This is a genomic window from Luteimonas sp. gir (genome assembly GCF_037198055.1).
Taxonomy (GTDB): Bacteria; Pseudomonadota; Gammaproteobacteria; order Xanthomonadales; family Xanthomonadaceae; genus Luteimonas; species Luteimonas citri_A.
In genome coordinates, this window is record NZ_JBBAXQ010000010.1 from 1 (window position 1) to 19,511 (window position 19,511).

Genomic DNA, 19,511 nt, shown 5'->3' on the forward strand with positions numbered 1-19,511 from the left:
CACCCTGCCTTGACTCGGGCGCGCGCCATCCATGGCGCGCTCGACGCGGCCACCAGCCGCCAGTCCGCTGCCATGGACGGTTGCAACCCGACTTCGGGTAGACGCAGAAGGAAAGCTGAGGTCAACCGGGGTCAGAGTGCAGTTTCGCGAGGCGCGCCCGAGTCAAGGCAGGTCAGCATGGAGTGCGCGGCATGCCGCGCCCCCATGCGAACGCTACGCGTGCTTCGTGTAGCCGGACCGCGCAGCGGACTTGCCGAGGGAAGAGCGGCTTCCGGCCGGCAGGCCGCGACCCTTCCGAAGTGAAACCCATTCCCGCACTCGGGAAGATCCTACTTCTGCGTCCAACTCCCGCCCTGCTGATACCACCAGCCCGGACGCGCGCTCTGGATCCACTGGCGCGCGAACACGTCGCGGATCTGCGACTCCCATTCGGGATGGCCGTTGGCGACCGCGATCTCGCGGTACACCGCCTGGCGGTCGCGGTTGTCGTCGGCAACCGCGGTGTTGACCGCGACCCGGTCCTTGATCGGCAACTGCGAGGCATCGCGGACCACGATCAGGCCATTGCTGCCGAAGCCGAGCGCGCCGGAATCGAAATGCGACCGCAGCGTGCCGTTGAAACGCTGCTCCATGCGCGACTGGATCGCCTGGATCGCCGGCGTGCGGATCGTGACATCCGGGGTCTGCGCCTGGGCGGTGCCGATGCCCAGCAGCATCCACGGATCGAAGCCCGTGCCGCGCTGGGCCATGCCGCCGCCCGGCGTCGTCGACGGCGCAGGCGGCTGCGCGGCCGGCGTGTCGCCGATCACGTTCTCGACGAACTCGCGCGCCGCTTCCTTGGCCTCGGCGGCGGGAAAATAGACGTTGATCGTCACGCATGCAGTCAGTGCGAGCGCGGCCACGGCCGGCAATCCCATCCAACGCGCCATCGGGTGTTCTCCTGTATCGATACGGGGCGTGGCGCTCAGTCGATGACCGGAGCCACGTCGCCGCCAGCGGCGGCAGCCAGGCGCTCGACCAACGTCGGCCAGTCGACGTCGCGGTTGTAACCGACGACGTCCAGCCGCGGCAGGCCCGCGCCGTCGACGATAGTAAAGGCGTTGCCCGCTGAATGCAGGCCGCCCATTCGACAGACTTGGTTGCGCAGCCGGCAGGAGATGCCGATACCGCGATAGCCGAAGTCGTCGAACAGCGCGATCGCCTTGCCCTGCAGGCTGGTGACGAACGAGGCGTCGCCGACGCTGGAGATGTCCTGCACCGCGCGCTGGCTGATGCGCTGATGCACCCCGGGCGTGCGTTCGGTATGCAGTTCGGCATCGAATGCGGTGGCGCCCCAGTCGACCAGGCGCAGCCCGTCGATCCGTCCGTGCAGCCGTCCTTCGATGCTGCCAAAGCCGAACACGCCGGTCAGCGCCTGCAGGTCCAGCCCCTGCAACGCCAAGTCGCTGGTGACCGTCGGCGCGACGCCGAACGGCCGCTCGATCGACAACGACGAGACGTCGACGCGACCGTCGAAGAGCTGCATCGCCAGCCCGCCGTCGAAGTCGATCCGGTTGTCCGCATAGCGCACCGTCGGGATGAGACCGCTCAGGCTGCCTTCGAACGCCGGCCAGTCCAGCGCCTGCGCCAACCGGCCGATGTCCAGGTTGTCGAGCCGCAGTGCAGTGCGCATCCGCAGACCGTCGCCGTCGCGCTCGGCATGCCCTGGCAATTGCAACGCCAGCGCCTCGAACCCGATCTCGCCGCCGAGGAACGACAACGCGACCGGCTCGCGTAACCGCATACGGCCTCCGGCGCTTTCCAGGCTCCAGGCCGCCGCATCGAACGGCATGCCGTACAGCGCCCCACCGCGCCAGGCGAAGGTGCTGTGCACCGGTGTGGTCGCCGAATAGCGGAGCGCGCCGTCCATCCGGTCGAAGCGGAACCGCGCCTGCGCGTCGCCGACATCCAGGCCGCGCAGGCGCAGGTCCGCGGTGCGCAACACACCGTCGGCCAGCGCCAGCGACGCGTCGAAGCTGCCTTGCAGCGACAGCCCCGACAAGCCGGCCGGGCCGAGCCAGCCGGAGAGGTAGCGCGCCGGCAGCGCATGGGCGTCCCGACTCGTCGCATCGAGCGACAGGGCCTGCAGCGCGCCGTCGGCCGACAACGCACCGGCGCCTTCGAGCTGCAACGTATCGCCATCGCGCCAGGTCAGGCGTGGCAAGTTCCAGCCGCCGTCAGCGCTGCCTTGGAGGTCGAGGCCGATCCCGATCGGCGCGGGCGGCAAGGCCAGATACGCCGCGCCGAACAGCCACTCGCCCCCATGCAACGTGCCGTCCAGCTGCAGCGCGGGGCCGGCGTCGGGCAGGCGCAGGTCGAGCCGCAAGTCGGCGGCGACACCTTCGGTCGCGATCGCGCCGTCCGCAGTCTCCAGCGCCAGATCGTGCACGGCCAGGTTGCCAGCGACGCGCAGCGGCTGCGCATCCGGCGCATCGATCCGCAGTGCGCCATCCAGCCGCCCCTTGCGCAGCTGCGCGGCCTCCCAAGCGCTTTGCGCCAGTGCCTGCACCCAGGCCGCCGGCACGCGTTTGAGGTCGATGGTCGTGCGCTCGGGCGTGGCCGCCCGGCGCGCCAGGGTCAGGGCGCCGCCCTCGCCCGCCAGGCGGGCATCGAGGTCCTGCTCATCGAGCTCGAGCGCCAGCCGCAGCGCAGTCCCCGAGCGGTCGCGGACGGGCCCCTCGCAGTGCCAACGCACCCGCCCGTCGTTCACGAGCCGTTTCAGCGGGCATCGCCAATCGACATCGCGCAGCCGCCACCCCAGCGCCCCGGCATCGACGTCCGCGGCGCGCAGCCGGAGCCGGCCGTTGGGCGCATCGGCGGGCCAGTCGAGCGTCAGCCGGACCTGGGTCATCGCCGCGACCGGGGTGTCGACATGCGCGATCCGGGCCTCGACCGTCCGCGCCTGCGCGACCGGCACACAGGCCAGCAACAGCGGTAGGATCGGCAACAGGCGGCGAGGCATCGCCGCAGGATACCTTCATCGCATGGAGCGACCGATGCCCAGATTGCTGCTGGTCGAAGACGACCCCACGAGCCGCAGTTTCCTACTCGCCGCAGCGTCGGCACTGCCCGCCGAGGTGGATGTGGCTGGAACGGTCGCCGATGCCCTGACGCTGGCTGCCACCGATACCCACGATGCCTGGCTGATCGACGCGAACCTGCCCGACGGCAGCGGCATCGAGCTGCTCGCCCGCCTGCGCGCTCAGGGGCTGGACACGCCGGCCCTGGCGCACACCGCCGAGCGCGAACGCGAATCGCTCGATGCCCTGCGCGCGGCCGGTTTTCTGCTCGCGCTGAGCAAGCCGGTGACGGCCGCCAACTGGCGCGCCGCGATTCGCAGCCTGGTCGCTGCACCGGTCGTCGCCCCGTCCCCGCCGCCGCGCCCGACGCCGGCCGACGACGACATCGAGCCCTGTGCGTCCGGGCGCCCGGTGGTCTGGAACACGCGGGCCGCGCTGGCGGCCGTCGGTGGCAACGTCGGCAACGCCGATGCGCTGCGCGGGCTGTTCCTCGGCGAACTGCCGCAAGCACGCGATGGCATCGTGCTCGCGGCGCGGCGAGGCGATGCCCCCGCCATGCGCAGCCTGCTGCACAAGCTGCGGGCCGGCTGCGGCTTCGTCGGCGCCGACCGCCTGTGCGCAGCCGCCGCCAGCCTGCACGCCGCGCCGGAATCGGAGCCGGCGCTGCATCGGTTTCTCGCCGCCATCGACGCGACGCTGGCGGCAGCGTGAGTGCGCGGGCGCCTACCGCTCGTCCGGCGCGCCGCGCCGCGCGAACTGGGACGCCAGTTCCCAGGATTTGAGGCCCCGCGGGCCCAGGTGATGCGCCAGCACGGCACGCAAGGCGCGCCGCAGACTGGCGAGGTCCTCGCTGTCGGGGGCCGCGCCATCGGCGGCCAGCGCGAGCAAGGCACGCCCGGTTGCGGCCGCACTGCGCGAGGCCACGCCGCCGTCGAGGTGCAGTCGGCGCGGGCCGTGTTCGGGGTCGAGCAGGTAACGCGCCGCCGGGTCGATCGCGTGGCCGTCGCCATCGGTGTCGAGCGGCAGGCCCACGCCGAGCGCATCGAGCAAGGCGCGCTCGAACCGGCGCAGGCTCCAGGCCAATTCGCCTGGCAACGCCAGGCGCCCACGCACGCAAGCGTAGGCGTCGTACAACTCGGGCAACGGATCCTGGCGCGGCGCCAGGCGCAGCACCAGCTCGTTGAGATAGAAGCCGGCGAGCATCGCATCGCCGAGCAGCCGCGGCGCGGCGTCGAGCGCCTCGGCGCCGCGCAACTGCGCCAGCTCGCCGCGCAGTTGCGCATCCAGCCGCACATGCTGCAGCGGCTGCAGCGCCGCGCGCAGCACATGCTTCTTCGGGCCCTGCACGCCCCGCGCCACTAGGCCCAGGCGTCCGTGTTCGCGGCTCAGGACCTCGACCAGCAGGCTGGTCTCCCGCCATGGCCGGGCATGCAGGACGAACGCGGGCTCGTTCTCGATACGCACCGACGTCGGGCGTCGCCTTAGCCCGCGCCGATGCGGGCAAAGAACGCCTCACCGGTCAGACTTTCGTCCGGGTCGGCGAGGCTGTACCAGTCGGGCTTGGCGTCGATGAAGATCTCGAGTGCGAAATGCGCCTTCGGGATCGTATCGAACACCCCCGCGGCAACGTAATGGTGGCTATCGCCGGTGGTCCGGAAGAACAGGCTGCTGCCGCAGGTCGCACAGAACGCGCGTTCGGCCCAGTCGGAGGACGCGAACCTGCGCACCAGCGCCTCGCCGGTCTCGATGCGCAGCGCGGTGCCCACCGGCAGCAGCAGCGCCGAGCTGCCGTGGAAACGGCGGCAGGCCCCGCAGTGGCAGGCATGCACCTCGTGGGTCCCGGCGGGCACGCTCAGCACCACCCCGCCGCACAGGCAACGGCCTTGCAGTCGCGCCGCCTCATCTCGTTGGTGCATGGCCGCGCCCTCGGTCACTCGCCGTAGCCCAGGGCCTTCAGCGCCGCTTCGTCGTCGGACCAGCCCTGGCGCACGCGCACCCAGGTCTCCAGGAACACCTTGGCGTCGAACAGCCGTTCCATCTGCAGGCGCGCCTTGGTGCTGATGTCCTTGAGCCGCGTACCGCCCTTGCCGATGACGATGGCCTTCTGGCCGTCGCGCTCGACCCAGATCACCGCGCCGATACGCAGCATCGCGCCGTCCACGGTGAAGCTTTCGATCTCCACGGTCGTGGCATATGGCAGTTCGGCGCCGAGCTGGCGCATCAACTGCTCGCGCACAAGCTCACCGGCAAGAAAGCGCTGGCTCTTGTCGGTGATTTCGTCCTCGCCGTACAGCGCCGGTTGCTCGGGCAGCAGCGGCAGCACCGTCGACACCAGTTGCTGCAGGCCGTTGCGCTTGAGCGCCGACAGCGGCACCACACCGGCGAACTCGCGTCCGTCGACGACCTGCTGCAGGTACGGCAGCAACGCGGTCTTGTCCTTCATCCGGTCAATCTGGTTGACCACCAGCACCACCGGCACGCCGGCATTGCGCAGCGCATCGAACGCCAGCGTGTCCTCCTCATCCCAGCGCCCGGCGACCACGACCAGCAGCGCGACATCCACGCCTTCCAGCGCACCGCGCGCGGCACGGTTCATGACCCGGTTCATCGCGCGCTTCTGCTCGCGGTGGATACCGGGGGTATCGACCAGCAGCAACTGGCCCTCGGGCAGCGTCGCGATGCCCAGCAGACGGTGCCGGGTGGTCTGGGGCCGGTTGGAGACGATGCTGACCTTGGCGCCCACGAGCGCGTTGACCAGGGTGGACTTGCCGACGTTGGGACGGCCAATGACGGCAACGAAGCCGGCGCGATGGGGCGCGGAATGGGGATCTGTCATGCCGGCATTCTACGGAAAAACCCCGCATCGCTCGGCGGCGACGGTCCGCCGCGCTCAGGCGCGGGCTTCGAGCAGCGCGACCACGCCCTCGGCAGCCTGTTGTTCGGCCGCTCGGCGGGAACTGCCCTGCCCCTCGGCGGCGATCGGGGCATCGGCCAGTACACAGCGCACGATGAAGGTCCGCGCGTGTTCCTCGCCGGTCTCGGCCAGCAATTCGTAGACCGGCAGCGCGCGCTGCCGCGCCTGCAGCCATTCCTGCAACCGGGTCTTGGCGTCCTTGGCGATCCGCCCACTGACCAGCGCCGCCAATGCGCGCTCGAACAGCGGCAGCACCACCGCGCGGCAAGTGTCCAGTCCGGCATCGAGGTAGACGGCCGCGATCACCGCCTCGAGGGCATCGGACAGGATCGAGTCGCGACGATGGCCGCCGGACTTCATCTCGCCGGGGCCCAGCACCAGACGCGATCCCAGATCGAGTTCGCGCGCGACCGCAGCAAGCGAGGACTCGCGCACCAGTTCAGCCCGTGCCCGCGTCAGCGTACCTTCGTCGGCGCCGGGGCAGCGCGCGAACAGCGCCTCGGCGATCAGCGCACCGAGCACCGCGTCGCCGAGGAACTCCAGCCGCTCGTTGTGGGGCGCACCGGCGCTGCGGTGGGTCAGCGCCTGTGCCAGCAACCCCGGATCGCCGAACACATGCCCTGCGAACCGGCCCTGCTGGCGGTCAACCGCGCCCGCCATCGCCTGCGAATGTCTGGGTGGCCTGGAAGCGGCCGACCACGTCGAGATTGCCGATCAGCGGCTTGCGGGCTTCGTAGTTCACGTCCATGCGCAGGCCCTCGGGCACGCGGGTGATCGTCACATCCTGGGGCTTGACGGTCTCCGCGTAACTGATCTGCAGGCGACGGAAGAACAGCTCGCGGATCCGCGCGGTGTCCGCACTGGCGATGCCCGGCTCGGCCGCCAGTCCCTTGAGCGCGGAGCGCACGCTGTAGTACTCCGAATACATCGGAAACAGTTTCATGCCCACGTAGGCGAAGAAGCCGATGAGCGCCAGCACGACGACGAAGCCCAGCAAGGTGATGCCGCGTTGCGTACGTTTCATGGTGTTCCCCTTAGGTCGCGTCCACCGGCTCAGCGGATGCTGCTGCCGATCCGGCCCCAGTCGACCCAGCCCGGCGCCTGCGAATCGACGTTCATCCAGATCAGGAACGCTTTGCCGCGCAGCTGGGTCTCGGGCAGCGTACCCCAGAAGCGGCCGTCGTCGCTGCGGTCGCGATTGTCGCCCATGACGAAGTAATGGCCCTGCGGGACCTCGTAGCGTCCCTCGCCCATATGGAACGGCGCGGCCTCGTCGATGTGCAGGATCTCGTGGCTGCGACCGGGCATGGTCTCCTCGTAGAGCGAGGCGCCGGTCATTTCCGCACCGCGCCCCACGCCCTCGTAGGTGCCCAGCCGCTGATAGCCGAACGGGGTGCCGTTGACGAAGACCTGGTTGTCGCGGAACTCGACCGTGTCGCCCGGCAGGCCGATCACGCGCTTGATCCAGTCCTGGTCGGGATGCTGCGGCGGGCGGAACACCACCACGTCGCCCCGCGCCGGCTCGCCGATGTCGATGACCTTCTTGTTGGTGATCGGCAACCGGATGCCGTAGCTGAACTTGTTGACCAGGATGAAGTCGCCGATCAGCAGCGTCGGCATCATCGAACTGGACGGAATGCGGAACGGTTCGGCGACGAAACTGCGCAGGATCAGCACCACGAACAGGACCGGGAAGAAGGCCTTGGCGTAGTCGACCGCGACCGGCTCCTTCTCCTCGATCAGCCCGCCGCGACGCGCGCGCCGCTTGGCCAGCACCAGCTTGTCGAGCAACCAGATGACGCCGGTCAGCAGCGTCAGGACGACCAATGCAGTCTCAAACCATTTCATGCGAGCTCCTCGGGAGCGGTGGTGCCTGATGGGCGATCGATGATCGGGAACAACGCGGCGTCGCCATGGCGCACGCCGGTCACCGACCCGCGATCACGAATCACGGCTGTTGCTGAGCACCGCCAGGAACGCTTCCTGCGGGATCTCGACGCGGCCGACCTGCTTCATGCGCTTCTTGCCTTCCTTCTGTTTCTCGAGCAGCTTCTTTTTGCGCGAGATATCGCCGCCGTAGCACTTGGCCAGCACGTTCTTGCGCATCGCCTTGACCGTGGTGCGGGCGATGATCTGCGAGCCCACCGCGGCCTGGATCGCGACATCGAACATCTGCCGCGGAATGAGGTCCTTCATTTTCTCGGTCAGCTCGCGGCCGCGGCGGTCGGCATGCTGGCGATGGACGATCAGCGACAGCGCATCGACCTTGTCGCCGTTGATCAGCGTGTCCACGCGCACGAATGGTCCGGCCTGGAACCGCAGGAAATGGTAGTCGAGCGAGGCGTAGCCGCGGCTGACCGACTTGAGCTTGTCGAAGAAGTCGAGCACGACCTCGGCCATCGGCAGCTCGTAGCTGATCTGCACCTGGCTGCCCAGGTAGCTGATGCCGATCTGCGTGCCGCGCTTCTCCTCGCACAGCGTGATGACGTTGCCGACGTAGTCGGGCGGGGTCAGCACGTTGGCGCGGATGATCGGCTCGCGGATCTCCTCGATCTGGTTGACCGGCGGCAGCTTGGCCGGGTTGTCGAGGCTGACGATCTCGCCGTCGGTGCGCAGCACCTCGTAGATCACCGTGGGCGCGGTACTGATCAGGTCGAGGTCGTACTCGCGTTCCAGCCGCTCCTGCACGATCTCCATGTGCAGCATGCCCAGGAACCCGCAGCGGAACCCGAAACCCATCGCCTCCGAGCTCTCGGGCTCGAAACGCAGCGCGGCGTCGTTGAGGCGGAGCTTCTCGAGCGCCTCGCGCAGTGCTGGATAGTCCTCGGCGTCGATCGGGAACAGGCCGGCGAACACGCGCGGCTGCATTTCCTGGAAACCGGGCAGCGGGCTGGGCGCCGGGTCGCCGGCCAGGGTCAGGGTGTCGCCGACAGGCGCGCCGTGCACGTCCTTGATCGAGGCGGTGATCCAGCCGACCTCGCCGGCCCGCAGTTGCGGCAACGGCTTGCGCTTGGGCGTGAACACACCGACGTTGTCGACCTGGTGGCTGCGCCCGGTCGACATCACCAGCAGCTTGGCGCCGGGCTTGATCTCGCCCTGCATCACGCGCACCAGCGAGACCACGCCCAGGTAGTTGTCGAACCACGAGTCGATGATCAACGCCTGCAGCTTGTCGGTGTCGCGCGGCTTGGGCGGCGGGATCCGGTGCACGATCGCCTCGAGCACCTCCTCGACATTCAGGCCGGTCTTGGCGCTGACCGCGACCGCGTCCTCGGCATCGATGCCGATGACCGCCTCGATCTCGTTCTTCGCCCGCTCGATGTCGGCCGTGGGCAGGTCGATCTTGTTGAGCACCGGCACCACCTCGAGCCCCTGCTCGACCGCGGTGTAGCAGTTGGCGACCGACTGCGCCTCCACGCCCTGGGCCGCATCGACCACCAGCAAGGCGCCTTCGCAGGCGGCCAGCGAGCGGCTGACCTCGTAGCTGAAGTCGACGTGGCCGGGGGTGTCGATGAAGTTCAGATGGTAAGTCTGGCCATCGCGCGCGGTGTACGGCAGCGAGACCGACTGCGCCTTGATCGTGATGCCGCGCTCGCGCTCGATCGGGTTCGAGTCGAGCACCTGCGCCTCCATCTCGCGCGCCTGGAGGCCGCCGCAGAGCTGGATGATGCGGTCGGCCAGGGTCGACTTGCCGTGGTCGACGTGGGCGATGATGGAGAAGTTGCGGATATTCCGCATGGGATCGTGGGTCATGTGCGGCGGCCGGGCCGTCGTCGGGATAACGGGCGATTATCGCATGGCGGCCGCCGCCGCGCCGCGGTCGCCGTGCGACGCCCACGAAGCAGCAGGACGCCCGGCGCCTGACAAGCGAAGGCCCGCGGCGTCGGCCGCGGGCCTGGCATGAACGCAGCGCCGGCGCGCGTACTCAGGGCGCGTCGGGCACCGAGACGGCGCGGTACTGGGTGGCGCCGCCGCGGCCGCGTACCAGCAGCATCACCGTATCGCCCGGCTTGACGTCGCGCAGCGCGCGGTCCAGCGCGACCGCGCTGGCGACCGGGGTCCGGCCCACGCGCAGGATCACATCGCCCGCGGCGATGCCCGCAGTCGCCGCGGCGCCGCGGCCGACCCCGGTCACCAGCACGCCCTCGTCGTTCGACAGCCCGTACTGCCGACGCTGCGCGGCGTCGAGGTCGCGGCCGGCCAGGCCGAGCGGGTTGCCTTGCGTCGATGGCGTGGTCCCGCGGTCGGGCGTGGTGCGTGGCGACCCGGCCGAGGCCTGGCCGTCGAGCTGCATCAAGGTCACGTCGAAGTTGCGGCTGCGACCGTCACGGAAGACTTCGAGCTTCACCCGAGTGCCCGGCGCCTTGCTGCCGACCAGCGGCGGCAGGTCGCTGAAGGTGTTGATCGGCGTGCCATCGACGGCGCGGATCACATCGCCCGGTTCCAGTCCGGCCTTCTCGGCCGGACTGCCCGGCGCCACCACGGTCACCAATGCACCGCGCGCATCGGGCAGTTTGAAGCCGGCGACCTCGTCGGCGCCGACCAGCCCGATCTGCACGCCGAGTTGCCCGCGCTGCACGCTGCCGGTGCGCTTGATCTGGTCGGCGACATTGGACGCGACATCGATCGGGATCGCGAAGCTCACGCCCATGTAGCCGCCGGAGTTGCTGAAGATCTGCGAGTTGATCCCGATCACCTCACCGGCGACGTTGAGCAGCGGGCCACCCGAATTGCCGCGGTTGATCGGCACATCGGTCTGAATGAAGGGCACGTACTGCTGGTTGGCGTAGGGATTGGAGCGCTGCACCGCGCTGACGATGCCGGCCGTCACCGACTGCTCGAAGCCGAACGGCGAGCCGATCGCGACCGCCCACTGCCCGGGCTTGACCGCAGCCGCATTGCCCATGCGCAGCATCGGCAGGCCACTGGCATTGATCTTGAGCACGGCGACATCGGATTCGGGATCGCTGCCGACGACCTCGGCCTGGAACTCGCGCCGGTCCGACAGCCGCACCTTGACCTCGTCGGCACCCTCGATGACGTGATGGTTGGTCAGCAGATAGCCATCGGACGAGATCAGAAAGCCCGTGCCCATCGAGGCGCGCGGCATGCTCTGCCCGGGGCCGCCGGGTCCGCCCGGGAACTCGAAGCCGGGCCCGAAGAAGCGCCGGAAGATCTCCGGGATCTGTGCATCGTCGGGCACTTGCTGGCCACGCGTCTGGCGCGTGCCGGCGGTCGATTCGATGCTGACCACGGCTGGACCCACTCGCTCGACCAGCCGGGTGAAGTCCGGCAGGCCGCTGACCAGCGGCGCCTGGGGCGTAGCGGAGACGGTATTGGCGGTATCGGCGGCCGAGGGCGCGTTCGACTGCGCGGTCGCATTGGGCAGCACGAGCGCCGTGGTCGCCGCCGACAGCACCGCAACCAGGGACACGGCCAACAGGGATTTCTTCATCGAAGTCATGGGGAATCCGAAAGTTCGAGACAGGGAGAGTCGGTCGCCGCAGGGCGGCGACACGCCGGGACGGCTGGACCCGGCGCTCAGGGCTGCGCGGTGGACGCTTGGTCGGACGCCTGGCGTGTGTCGCCCGATTCGACCGGGAAGCTCGGCAACACGTCACTGGTCGGCGCGTCGCTGCGGGCCCAGGACGGCGCGTCGAAGCCGCCGCCATAGCGGACCGAGAATCGGGCATCGGACGCCAGATCGCTCGCCTTGGGCCAAGGCCGCGCAATCGACGGCGCGGCCGGCAACCCAGCGTCGGACGCAGCGGCCGCGAAGGCGGCCTCGACCCCCGGCGCGGCGACCGGCGCTGGCACCAGCGCATCCGCCGCGCCCTCCGACGGCGTCGCCGCGGCGGCTATCTGGACCGTCGCCGCGTCGCGCATCGGGGACGTCACTGGCGATGCGACCGCGCGATCGCCGCGACTGCGCCTGGGGACTTCGGCGATCGCGATCGCCGCCGCACCCGCGGCTGCGGCCGCCTGCACCGGCGCCGCCGGCTCATGGGCGAAGGCCGATGCATCGGCTGCGGCATCGGTGGCCAGCGGTTCGCTGGTCGCGGCGATGCGTGCGGGCGGCAGCGCGATCGTCTCTTCTTCGCCCGGCGCGCCGCCGGGGCGGCCGACGAACAAGGCAACCAGCGCAACCGAGGCGGCCAGCGCCGCGCCACCCCCACCCCAGCCCAGCAAGCGCGAACGGCGATTGACCGTGGCCGGCGCGACTGCGACGCCGTCGTTGGCGATGCCGCGGGCAACGCGATCGGCGAAATCGGGCGGCAGCAGCGAGACGTGGCGGCCACGCAGCACGTCGCCGCAGACCTGCCAGCGCTCGAAGCACGCCGACAGTTCGGCGTCGTGCTGCAGCCGGCGACGCAGGAAGCGCGCCTGGTCCTGCGGCAGCGCGTCGTCGAGCATCGCCGACAGTTGCTGGCGGTGGTACAGCTCGAGCTTGTCCGGATCGGGACCGAGCTGCAGGGCATCGATGTCGTCGGAAGGGCTCATCGGGTCACGCGCTCCACTTGTCTCTCGTTGTCCATCAGGGGCCTGAGTTCGCGATCGATCGCATCGCGCGCCCGGAAGATCCGCGAACGCACCGTGCCGATCGGACAGCCCATGCGTTCGGCGATCTCCTCGTAGCTCAGACCATCGACCTCGCGCAGATTGATCGCCACACGCAGTTCCTCAGGCAGGGCTTCGACCGCACGCACCACCGTTTGTTCCAGTTGCTGACGCATCAGTTCACGTTCCGGCGTGTCGCCGTCGCGCAGACGGATCGCCGATTCGAAGTGCTCGGCGTCGTCGACATCCACGTCGTCGGTCGGCGGCCGCCGGTTGTGCGCGACCAGATGGTTCTTGGCGGTGTTGACAGCGATGCGGTGCAGCCAGGTGTAGAACTGCGCCTCGCCGCGGAAGCTGGCGATCGCGCGGTAGGCGCGGATGAAGGTCTCCTGGGCGACGTCCTGGCATTCGCTCCAGTCGGCCACGTAGCGCCCGATCAACGCGGCGATGCGATGCTGGTACTTGCGCACCAGCAGGTCGAACGCCGCGGTATCACCGCGCTGTACCCGCTTGACCAGTTCCTCGTCCAGATTTCCGTACTCCGGGCTGTCGCGTTGTTCGGCCATCGGCCGGACCTCCTTCAGGGCCCGGCCTGGCACGGGCAATGAGACAGGCGGTCGCGCGAAAAGTTCCGTCACGACGGGTATGGCATCGTCGCCGCACCAAAGACTGCCATGTCCTGGGGCCGCGACCGACGTTCCGCAAGCCAGCCATCGCGCGCGATTTGACGGCACGGAAGCGACCTCTGGATCATAGGACCAACCTCCGTACTCTAAAGAATGGTGCCGTATGCTTGCAGGCCTCGACGGGCTTCGCTTCAGCCACTGGCAAGCGCAGTCGCGCGACGACGGTGTCCTGGTGCTCGCATTCGACCGCGCAGGCGAGTCGGTCAACACCTTCGCCCAGGATGTGCTCATCGAGCTGGACACGCTGCTCGAACGCTTGGCGCTCGACCCGCCCAAGGCGCTGGTGATCCGCTCGGCGAAGGCCAAGGGCTTCATCGCCGGTGCCGACATCCGCGAGTTCCAGGCCTTCGATGCCAAGGGCACGATCGGCGATTCGATCCGTCGCGGCCAGTCCACCTTCCAGCGCCTGGCCGAGCTGCCCTGCCCGACCGTCGCCGCGATCCACGGCTTCTGCATGGGCGGCGGCACCGAGATCGCGCTGGCCTGCGACTATCGCGTTGCCAGCAACGATCCTTCGACCAAGATCGGCCTGCCCGAGGTCAAGCTGGGCATCTATCCGGGCTGGGGCGGCAGCGTGCGTCTGCCGCGACTGGTCGGGGCACCGGCGGCGTTCGACATGATGCTCACCGGACGCGCCTTGCCGGCCAAGGCCGCGCGCGGGATCGGCCTGGTCGACAAGGTCGTCGAGCCGGCATTGCTGGTGGATGCGGCCGCCGCGCTCGCGCTCAAGGGCACGACACGCCCGTTCAAGCAACGTGCACTGGCCCGGTTGACCAACCTGTGGCCGGTGCGCCAGGCACTGGCCCCGGTGCTGCTCAAGCAGGTCGCACGCAAGGCGAAGAAGGCGCACTACCCGGCACCGTATGCGCTGATCGAGACCTGGAAGCGCGCGTCCGGCGACACCCGCGCCCTGCTTTCGGCCGAGCGCCGTTCGGTGGTCAAGCTCGCCGGCACTTCGACGGCGCGCAACCTCACGCGCGTGTTCTTCCTGATGGAACGGCTCAAGGGTCTGGGTGGCAAGGCCGGCGCGCAGCAGGCACCGATCCGGCGCGTGCACGTGGTCGGCGCCGGCGTGATGGGCGGCGACATCGCCGCGTGGTCGGCCTACAAAGGACTGGAGGTCACGCTGCAGGACCGCGAACAGGGATTCATCGACAAGGCGCAGGCGCGCGCGGCGAAGTTGTTCGAGAAGAAAGTCCGCGACGAAGCCAAGCGTCCCGAAGTCACCGCCCGGCTGCGCTCGGATCTGGCTGGCGACGGCATCGCCGAGGCCGACCTGGTGATCGAGGCGATCATCGAGAACGCCGAGGCCAAGCGCGCCCTGTATGCAACCATCGAACCGCAGCTTGGCCACGACGCGCTGCTGACCACCAACACCTCGTCGATCCCGCTCGACGAACTGCGCGCCCATGTGCAACGACCGGCGCAGTTCGCCGGACTGCACTACTTCAACCCGGTGGCGTCGATGCCGCTGGTGGAGATCGTCCACCACGACGGCGTCGCCGAGGCGACGATCCAGCGGCTGGCGGCGTTCTGCAAGGCGATCGACAAGTTGCCGGTGCCGGTCGCCGGCACGCCGGGCTTCCTGGTCAACCGGCTGCTGTTTCCCTACATGCTCGAGGCCGCGACCGCTTACGCCGAGGGCATCCCGGGGGCTGCGATCGACCGCGCGGCAGTCGACTTCGGCATGCCGATGGGGCCGATCGAACTCATCGACACGGTCGGACTGGACATCGCCTCGGGCGTGGGACAGGAACTGGCGCCGTTCCTCGGCCTGCAGATCCCCGCCTCACTGGCGACGCCGCCCGAAGCCGGCAAGCGCGGCAAGAAGGACGGCCAGGGCCTGTATACGTGGGAGGACGGCAAGCCGAAGAAGCCGGACCTGCCGAAGGACTATCGCGCGCCCGAGGACCTGCAGGACCGCTTGGTGCTGCCGCTGCTCAACGAGGCGGTCGCCGCGCTGCACGACGGCGTCGTCGCCGATGCCGACCTGCTCGATGCCGGCGTGATCTTCGGCACCGGCTTTGCCCCGTTCCGCGGCGGTCCGATCCAGTACATCCGCGAGACTGGGGTCGACACAGTGCTCGAGCGCCTACGGACGCTGCAGGCGCGCCACGGCGACCGTTTCGCGCCGCGCCCGGGTTGGGACGCCGCCGCGCTGCGCGAAGGCTGATGCCCATGGCCGGGCGCGATGCCCGGCCCGCTACTCGCCGTCGGCGGTCTTCGCGATCGCCGCAGCACGCTCGGCGATCGTCTGCACGATCGTCTCGCGCTCGGACGGTGTGAGGTCGAGCATCTCGAAAGTCTCGCCGAAGAACAGCCCGTCGAAGGCCAGCGTCAGCAGCATGGCCTCCGGAAAATGCGGCCCCAGCTGCCGCAGGTAGGCAACCTGCTCGCTGGCGAAGCGCCGCGGGCCTTCCATCAACTCGGGTGTGTTGACCGCCGCCGCGATGAACGAGCGCGTTGCGTGGGGTTCGTGGAAGCCATCCTTGCGTTCGGCGCGATGCGCCTGCACTACCGCCTGCAGATAGCCGCCGGGCGTGGCCGGAAAATCCGCCATCGCGACCCGCAAGGTCTGCCGGTGTTCGTCGAGATGATGCTCGACCATCGCGCGCAGCAGCGCATCCTTGCTGGCGAAGTGATACAGCAGCCCGCCCTTGCTGACCCCCGCTTCGGCCGCGACCGCATCGAGTGTGAGATGGGCCGCGCCCACCTGCTGGGACACGGCCAAGGCCGCATCGAGAATGCGTTCGCGAGCGTCGCTGCGGGGTTTTCGGGTCATGGCTGCCGGGCTTGACGACGAGCCCATAAGTCTAGACGATACCGTCCAGCCGGTACAGTCAAGGATTCAACGTGATGACCTCCCTTCATCCGCGACCCGCGCTTGTCGACAACGCGAACGTCGCGGCCGCAGACGCCTACGCGGCCCTGTCCTGGGTCGAGCAATTCGTCGAACTCGCCCGCCTGGCGATCGACGAGGACGACGACGAAGCGTTGCGTCGCCGCTACGAGGACGAACTGCTGCGCCGCGCGGTCTATCTGCGCGCCGCCGGCCTGTTCGATGTCATGCAGATCCGCCACCCCGCCCTGCGCGCGATGGTCGCCGACGCGCGCTGAAAGGCGTCACGCCGCACGCTGTCACGCTACATCGTGTGGGTCGGCTTCTCCGACGTCAGGACGCCGGCCAGCAAGGTCTCGATCCGCCCCTTGAGCGCTTCGCCCTCGGGGGTATCGGCGAATTGGACGCCGACTCCCGCCGCCCGGTTGCCCTGGGCGCCGGCCGGCGTGACCCACACCACCTTGCCTGCAGTGGGCAGGCGTTCGCTCGATTCAGGCAGCGTCAGCAGCAAGAACACCTCATCGCCGATGAAGTAGCGCTTGGTCGTGGGCACGAACACCCCGCCCTGCTTGAGATAGGACATGTAGGCGTTGTACAGCGCCGCCTTGTCCTTGATGGTCAACGACAGGATGCCCTGGCGCGCGGCGGCTCCGGTGGCGCTCATCGATTCGGTTCCCCGGTCATGGTCATGGGCGGGCGGCGGCACCGCGCCAGCCCTGGAGCAGTTCGGCGATCGCCAGGTCCGCGCGTACCGTGGTCCTGAGCAGATCGCGCGTGCGGTTGGCCGCGTCGAACCACGCCGCGAGCTTCGCGATTCCCGTCGGGTCGGTCAAGGCGGCCGCGCGCGCGAGCGCAAGATCGGCCGCATGGCGCAGCCGGTCCACCGCCTGCTCGTCGCCGGCCCAGCGCTGCGCGGTCGTAACGGCCGGCAGCTCGCCCTTGGCCAGCCCGGCCAGATCGCGATGGACCTCGCGGCGCAACTGCATGCCACCGCCGGCGAGCCAGTCGGCCGCCAGGCCCGGATGCCCCTTCGCCGCATCGAGCGCCTCGACCACGTCGTCCTGCGCGTAGCCCTTGCCCGCCAGCCACGCCAGCGCCTCGTCGCGCGGCGGCAAGCGGAACTCGATACGCTGGCAGCGGCTGCGGATCGTCGCCGGCAACCGCGCCGGGTTGGCCGCAACCAGCCACAGGTGACGGCCGGGCTGCGGTTCCTCGAGGGTCTTGAGCAGCGCGTTGCAGGCCGCGTGATTGATCGCGTCGGCCGGATCGACGATCGCAACCTGCGCCTGCCCGTACTGCGGCGTCAGCGACAGTTTCTCCGACAGGCCCCGGATCTGCTCGATCACGATCTCGGTGCGCAGCTTGGTGCCGTCCTTGGTCGGCACGAACGACACCGGATGGAAATCCGGATGGCTGCCCGCGGCCAGCAATTGCGCGACCCGCGGCTCGCGGTCGGCCCCGAGCACGTGCGCGGCCAGCGCGTCGGCGACCGCGCGCTTGCCCAGCAGCGCAGGCCCACAGAACAGCAGCGCATGGCCCAGCCGCTGCGCATCGAGCGTGGCACGCGTGTGCGCATAGATGCGCTGCTGCCAGGGGGCGAAACCGGCCACGTCGGCGCTCATGCCGGCACCTGCAGCGCCTGGAGTGCGCGCACCGCATCGGCGGCCACTGCATCGGCCGACCTCGCGGCGTCGATCACCCGGAACCTCGCCGGGTGCACCTGCGCGCGTTGCAAGAACGCCGCACGCACGCGCTCGAAGAACGCGTCGTGTTCTGACTCGATGCGATCGGGGGTCGCATCGCGACCGCGCGCACGCGCGCGGCCCTGTGCCACGCCCAGATCGAGCAGCAGGGTCAGGGCCGGCTCGATGCCGACATAGTCGCGCTCCAGTGCAGCGATCCGCGCCACATCCAGCCCGCGACCGCCGCCCTGGTAGGCGTAGCTCGAATCGGTGAACCGGTCGCTGATCACCCAGGCGCCGCGCTCGAGCGCCGGCACGAGGGTCTCGGCCACGTGCTGGGCGCGCGCGGCGAACACCAGCAGCAGTTCGGTATGCGCGCATGCGGGCTCGTGTCCTGGATCGAGCAGCAGGCCGCGGATCATCTCGGCCAGCGGCGTCCCGCCAGGCTCGCGCGTGCAGACGACCTCGCTGCCGTCGGCCGCCAGCGCTGCGCACAGCGCGCGCAGCACCGTGGTCTTGCCGGCCCCTTCGCCGCCTTCGATGGAAACGAAGCGCGGGTACGACCGCAACCCGCTCACGGCGTCCCCTCCTCGCCGGTCGCGGCCTCGACCTCGGCCTCGTTCGGCGGCCGGGTCTCGTCGCCGGCGGCGGCCTGGGCGGCGCTGCCTGCGCTGGCATCGCCGCCGCCAAAGCGCGCGCGATAGCGCCGCACGTACTCGCGGACCGCGGCGTTGTGCTCGGCATAGCTGCGCGAGAACACATGGCGCCCACTGCCGTCACCGACCGCAACGAAGTACAGCGTGTCGCCGGGCGCCGGATGCGTGGCTGCCTCGATCGCGGCCTGGCCCGGCATCGCGATCGGCGTGGGTGGCAGGCCGTCGCGGGTGTAGGTGTTGTAGGGCGTGTCGGTCTGCAGATCGCGGCGCCGGATGTTGCCGGTGTACGCGGTGCCCATGCCGTAGATCACGGTGGGATCAGTCTGCAGGCGCATGCCCTGTTGCAGCCGGCGGTTGAAGACGCCGGAGATCTGCGGGCGCTCCTCGGGCACGCCGGTCTCCTTTTCGATGATCGACGCCAGCACCAGCGCCTGCTCTCGGTTCTCGAGCGCCAGGCCCGGGTCGCGGGTCTCCCAGGCACGGTCGAGCGCAGCCTCGAGCGCGGCATTGGCCCGCGCCAGCACGTCCAGGTCGCTGTCGCCGCGGGTGTAGAGGTAGGTCTCGGGCAGGAAGCGGCCTTCGGGATGCACGCCATCAAAGCCGAGTTCGGCCATCAGGCGCGCGTCATCCAACTCGGGCACGCGCTGCTCCAGCAGTTCGGCGCGCGCGAGCGCGGCGCGCAGTTCGCGCATGTTCCAGCCTTCGACAATCGTGAAACGGTGGTGGATGATCTTGCCGTCGCGCATCCGCAGCAGCAGCGTGCGCGGGGTCGTCGTGGCATCGAGCGGGTACTCGCCGACCTGGATCTTGGCGTCGGCACCGAGTTGGCGCGCAAGCAGGCGCCATTGGAGCGCATGCCCTTCGACCACGCCAGCCTCGCGCAGCCGCGTCAATACACGCTGGAACGAATCGCCGCGCGCAACAGTGAAGGTCTGGCCGTCCTCGACGCCCGACAGCGGGGTGTCGGCAAAGCCGGTGTAACGGTCGTAGAGCAAGTAGGCGCCGGCACCGGCCAGCAGCGCAGAGAGCACGAACAGCAGGCCGAGGCCGCGCCAGCGGCGTTTCACGGGTGGGGTCATGGGCGGCGAAGGCCGTCGGTTCCGGATCGGGGCGTCAG

The 19,511-nt window shown here is 69.6% G+C and carries 20 protein-coding genes; 3 read left to right on the forward strand and 17 right to left on the reverse strand.

What is annotated here, in order from left to right:
• Positions 1 to 329 precede the first annotated feature (329 nt).
• Together WAF18_RS12670 and WAF18_RS12675 are read right to left on the reverse strand one after the other, a co-directional pair.
• Entirely contained in the window at positions 330 to 929 is a 600-nt protein-coding gene (locus WAF18_RS12670) for a YdbL family protein (protein ID WP_337245421.1), read from the reverse strand.
• A gap of 35 nt (positions 930 to 964) precedes the next feature.
• Entirely contained in the window at positions 965 to 3,001 is a 2,037-nt protein-coding gene (locus tag WAF18_RS12675; protein ID WP_337245422.1) for a hypothetical protein, read from the reverse strand.
• A 34-nt stretch (positions 3,002 to 3,035) separates the two neighbouring features.
• Here WAF18_RS12675 and WAF18_RS12680 point away from each other — a divergent pair, with 34 nt between their 5' ends.
• Positions 3,036 to 3,770, forward strand: a complete 735-nt coding sequence (locus WAF18_RS12680) for a response regulator (RefSeq protein WP_337245423.1) — start codon at positions 3,036 to 3,038, stop codon at positions 3,768 to 3,770.
• Between the two features lie 12 nt (positions 3,771 to 3,782).
• Here WAF18_RS12680 and recO read toward each other — a convergent pair whose 3' ends face one another.
• The 10 genes from recO to rpoE form a co-directional block, all read right to left on the reverse strand.
• The gene (gene recO / locus WAF18_RS12685; protein ID WP_337245424.1) at positions 3,783 to 4,523 is read right to left on the reverse strand and encodes a DNA repair protein RecO; all 741 of its coding nucleotides are present in this window, start codon (positions 4,521 to 4,523) and stop codon (positions 3,783 to 3,785) included.
• A 17-nt stretch (positions 4,524 to 4,540) separates the two neighbouring features.
• Positions 4,541 to 4,975, reverse strand: a complete 435-nt coding sequence (locus WAF18_RS12690) for a GFA family protein (RefSeq protein WP_337245425.1) — start codon at positions 4,973 to 4,975, stop codon at positions 4,541 to 4,543.
• A 14-nt stretch (positions 4,976 to 4,989) separates the two neighbouring features.
• Positions 4,990 to 5,895 (reverse strand): GTPase Era, encoded by a 906-nt coding sequence (gene era / locus WAF18_RS12695; RefSeq protein ID WP_337245426.1) that lies wholly within the window; start codon positions 5,893 to 5,895, stop codon positions 4,990 to 4,992.
• A 54-nt stretch (positions 5,896 to 5,949) separates the two neighbouring features.
• Positions 5,950 to 6,633, reverse strand: a complete 684-nt coding sequence (rnc, locus tag WAF18_RS12700) for a ribonuclease III (protein WP_337245428.1) — start codon at positions 6,631 to 6,633, stop codon at positions 5,950 to 5,952.
• Entirely contained in the window at positions 6,617 to 6,997 is a 381-nt protein-coding gene (locus WAF18_RS12705) for a DUF4845 domain-containing protein (RefSeq protein WP_183426337.1), read from the reverse strand. Before WAF18_RS12705 ends, rnc begins: the two co-directional genes overlap by 17 nt.
• 29 nt (positions 6,998 to 7,026) lie before the next feature.
• Positions 7,027 to 7,821 (reverse strand): signal peptidase I, encoded by a 795-nt coding sequence (lepB, locus tag WAF18_RS12710; RefSeq protein ID WP_183426338.1) that lies wholly within the window; start codon positions 7,819 to 7,821, stop codon positions 7,027 to 7,029.
• A 93-nt stretch (positions 7,822 to 7,914) separates the two neighbouring features.
• A complete protein-coding gene (lepA, locus tag WAF18_RS12715) occupies positions 7,915 to 9,726 on the reverse strand; it encodes a translation elongation factor 4 (RefSeq protein ID WP_337245431.1) in 1,812 nt (603 codons plus the stop codon).
• A 172-nt stretch (positions 9,727 to 9,898) separates the two neighbouring features.
• A complete protein-coding gene (locus WAF18_RS12720) occupies positions 9,899 to 11,428 on the reverse strand; it encodes a Do family serine endopeptidase (protein WP_337245432.1) in 1,530 nt (509 codons plus the stop codon).
• 86 nt (positions 11,429 to 11,514) lie between these two features.
• Positions 11,515 to 12,474, reverse strand: coding sequence for a sigma-E factor negative regulatory protein (locus tag WAF18_RS12725; protein ID WP_337245433.1), 960 nt, complete (start codon positions 12,472 to 12,474; stop codon positions 11,515 to 11,517).
• On the reverse strand, positions 12,471 to 13,097 hold the full coding sequence (gene rpoE, locus WAF18_RS12730; protein ID WP_337245435.1) for an RNA polymerase sigma factor RpoE: 627 nt from the start codon (positions 13,095 to 13,097) through the stop codon (positions 12,471 to 12,473). Before rpoE ends, WAF18_RS12725 begins: the two co-directional genes overlap by 4 nt.
• 223 nt (positions 13,098 to 13,320) lie before the next feature.
• Here rpoE and WAF18_RS12735 point away from each other — a divergent pair, with 223 nt between their 5' ends.
• Positions 13,321 to 15,390, forward strand: a complete 2,070-nt coding sequence (locus WAF18_RS12735) for a 3-hydroxyacyl-CoA dehydrogenase NAD-binding domain-containing protein (RefSeq protein WP_337245436.1) — start codon at positions 13,321 to 13,323, stop codon at positions 15,388 to 15,390.
• Positions 15,391 to 15,420: 30 nt separating this feature from the next.
• Here WAF18_RS12735 and WAF18_RS12740 read toward each other — a convergent pair whose 3' ends face one another.
• The gene (locus WAF18_RS12740; RefSeq protein ID WP_337245437.1) at positions 15,421 to 15,999 is read right to left on the reverse strand and encodes a TetR/AcrR family transcriptional regulator; all 579 of its coding nucleotides are present in this window, start codon (positions 15,997 to 15,999) and stop codon (positions 15,421 to 15,423) included.
• Positions 16,000 to 16,073: 74 nt separating this feature from the next.
• Here WAF18_RS12740 and WAF18_RS12745 point away from each other — a divergent pair, with 74 nt between their 5' ends.
• Positions 16,074 to 16,334, forward strand: a complete 261-nt coding sequence (locus WAF18_RS12745; RefSeq protein WP_337245438.1) for a hypothetical protein — start codon at positions 16,074 to 16,076, stop codon at positions 16,332 to 16,334.
• A 26-nt stretch (positions 16,335 to 16,360) separates the two neighbouring features.
• Here the strand turns inward: WAF18_RS12745 and WAF18_RS12750 are convergent, their stop codons facing one another.
• From WAF18_RS12750 to mltG, 4 genes are read right to left on the reverse strand one after another with little or no spacing between them, the layout of a single operon-like run.
• The gene (locus tag WAF18_RS12750) at positions 16,361 to 16,720 is read right to left on the reverse strand and encodes a PilZ domain-containing protein (protein ID WP_183426345.1); all 360 of its coding nucleotides are present in this window, start codon (positions 16,718 to 16,720) and stop codon (positions 16,361 to 16,363) included.
• A 22-nt stretch (positions 16,721 to 16,742) separates the two neighbouring features.
• Positions 16,743 to 17,678 (reverse strand): DNA polymerase III subunit delta', encoded by a 936-nt coding sequence (locus WAF18_RS12755; RefSeq protein ID WP_337245440.1) that lies wholly within the window; start codon positions 17,676 to 17,678, stop codon positions 16,743 to 16,745.
• Complete coding sequence (gene tmk / locus WAF18_RS12760) at positions 17,675 to 18,316, reverse strand: dTMP kinase (protein WP_337245441.1); 642 nt, start codon at positions 18,314 to 18,316, stop codon at positions 17,675 to 17,677. Before tmk ends, WAF18_RS12755 begins: the two co-directional genes overlap by 4 nt.
• The gene (mltG, locus tag WAF18_RS12765) at positions 18,313 to 19,461 is read right to left on the reverse strand and encodes an endolytic transglycosylase MltG (RefSeq protein ID WP_337245442.1); all 1,149 of its coding nucleotides are present in this window, start codon (positions 19,459 to 19,461) and stop codon (positions 18,313 to 18,315) included. Before mltG ends, tmk begins: the two co-directional genes overlap by 4 nt.
• Positions 19,462 to 19,511 lie beyond the last annotated feature (50 nt).